2 protein-coding genes are annotated in these 1,749 nt (G+C 69.6%); one reads left to right on the top strand and one right to left on the bottom strand.

Annotated elements, in window-relative coordinates; all coding sequences use genetic code 11:
* Nucleotides 1-91 precede the first annotated feature (91 nt).
* Nucleotides 92-580, bottom strand: coding sequence for a YajQ family cyclic di-GMP-binding protein (locus tag AC30N0_RS07910; RefSeq protein ID WP_489517380.1), 489 nt, complete (start codon nucleotides 578-580; stop codon nucleotides 92-94).
* A 14-nt stretch (nucleotides 581-594) separates the two neighbouring features.
* Here AC30N0_RS07910 and murB point away from each other — a divergent pair, with 14 nt between their 5' ends.
* A complete protein-coding gene (gene murB / locus AC30N0_RS07905; protein WP_489517379.1) occupies nucleotides 595-1,611 on the top strand; it encodes a UDP-N-acetylmuramate dehydrogenase in 1,017 nt (338 codons plus the stop codon).
* Nucleotides 1,612-1,749 lie beyond the last annotated feature (138 nt).

Genomic DNA, 1,749 nt, shown 5'->3' with positions numbered 1-1,749 from the left:
GAGGCTGCCGCCGAGCGAGACCGTCTGGGCCGCGGCCCCGGCGCCGGCGAGCGCGCAGAGCAGGCCGACGGCCAGGCGCCCGGGCGCCCCGTCAGTCCCCGAAGTTGGTGAAGGAGAGGGGGTGCTCCGCGACGTCCTTGCGGATCAGGGCCATCGCGGCCTGCAGGTCGTCGCGCTTGGCCCCGGCGACGCGGACCACATCGCCCTGGATCGAGGCCTGCACCTTGATCTTGCTTTGCTTGATGGCCGTCTGCAGCTTCTTGGCGGTCTCGGCATCGATGCCGCTGCGCACGACGAGCAGCTGCTTGACCTTGTCGCCGCCGATCTTCTCGACCTTGGCGCTGCGGTCGAGGAAGCGCGCATCGACGTTGCGCTTGCTCAGCTTGGCGAGCAGGACGTCCATGACCTGGCCGATCTGGAAGTCGCTGTCGGCGTACAGCGTGACTTCCTTTTCCTTCAGCTCGACGCGTGCCGACGAGCCCTTGAAGTCGAAGCGCGTGCCGAGCTCCTTGGCGGTCTGGTCGACGGCGTTCTTGACCTCGACGAGGTTCGGGTCGAGCACGGTATCGAAGCTGGGCATGGGAAAATTCTCCCATGCAAATCGACTCGGGGGTGAGCCTCAAACCCTACAACACCTTCGGCCTGCCGGCCGTCGCGCACACGCTCGTGCGCATCACCAGCGATGCCGACGTGCGGCGCGTCGTCGACCATCCGAAGCTCGGCGTCGCCGCCAAGTTCGTCCTCGGCGGGGGCAGCAACATCATCCTCACGCGCGACATGCCGCAGGTGGTGCTGAAGGTCGAGGTGCGCGGCATGCGCGTCGTCGCCGAGCACGCCGATGCGGTGGTGGTCGAGGCCGGCGCGGGCGAGGGCTGGCACGACCTCGTCGAGTTCACGCTGCAGCAGAACCTGCCGGGGCTCGAGAACCTGGCCCTGATCCCGGGTACGGTGGGCGGCGCACCGGTGCAGAACATCGGCGCCTACGGCGTCGAGCTGCAGGACCGCTTCGAGTCGCTCGATGCGGTCGATCTCGTCACCGGCCGCAGCGTCACGCTCGGGCCGGGAGTCTGCGCCTTCGGTTACCGCGACAGCGTCTTCAAGCACGCGCTCGCCGGCCGCAGCCTGATCACGCGCGTGCGCTTTCGCCTGCCGCGGCCGTGGCGGCCGGTGCTCGGCTACCTCGAGCTGCAGAAGAAGATCGCCGAGACTGGCATCGGCGACCCGAGCGCGCGGCAGATCGCCGACTGGGTCTGCGCGATCCGACGCGCCAAGCTGCCGGACCCGGCCACGATCGGCAACGCCGGCAGCTTCTTCAAGAACCCGGTGGTCACGCCGGAGCAGTGCCGGGACATCATCGGCCGTGACCCGGAGATCGTCCACTACCCGATGGCCGACGGCAGCGTCAAGCTCGCCGCGGCCTGGATGATCGATGCCTGCGGCTGGAAGGGGAAGTCGGTGGGCCAGGCCGGCGTCTACGAGCGGCAGGCGCTGGTGCTCGTCAACCGCGGTGCGGCCATCGGCTCCGAGGTCATGACGCTGGCCCGCGCCATCCAGGAGAGCGTCTACGGCCGCTTCGGCATCCGCCTCGAGCCGGAGCCGGTGGTCGTCTGATCCGCCCCGCGGCAGCGGGCCGCGACGGAACCGTCACGACTTGTCGCGGTCGTGGCCCAGGCTCGGCAGGGCGGAGCCGCCGCGCAGCAGGCCGATACCGGCGTAGGTGGCGAGCTTCTCGCGGGTGTCGGCGATGTC

It is taken from the genome of Rhizobacter sp. (assembly GCF_031412495.1).
Taxonomy (GTDB): Bacteria; Pseudomonadota; Gammaproteobacteria; order Burkholderiales; family Burkholderiaceae_C; genus Schlegelella_A.
This window is presented reverse-complemented; position numbering and strand designations above follow the sequence as displayed.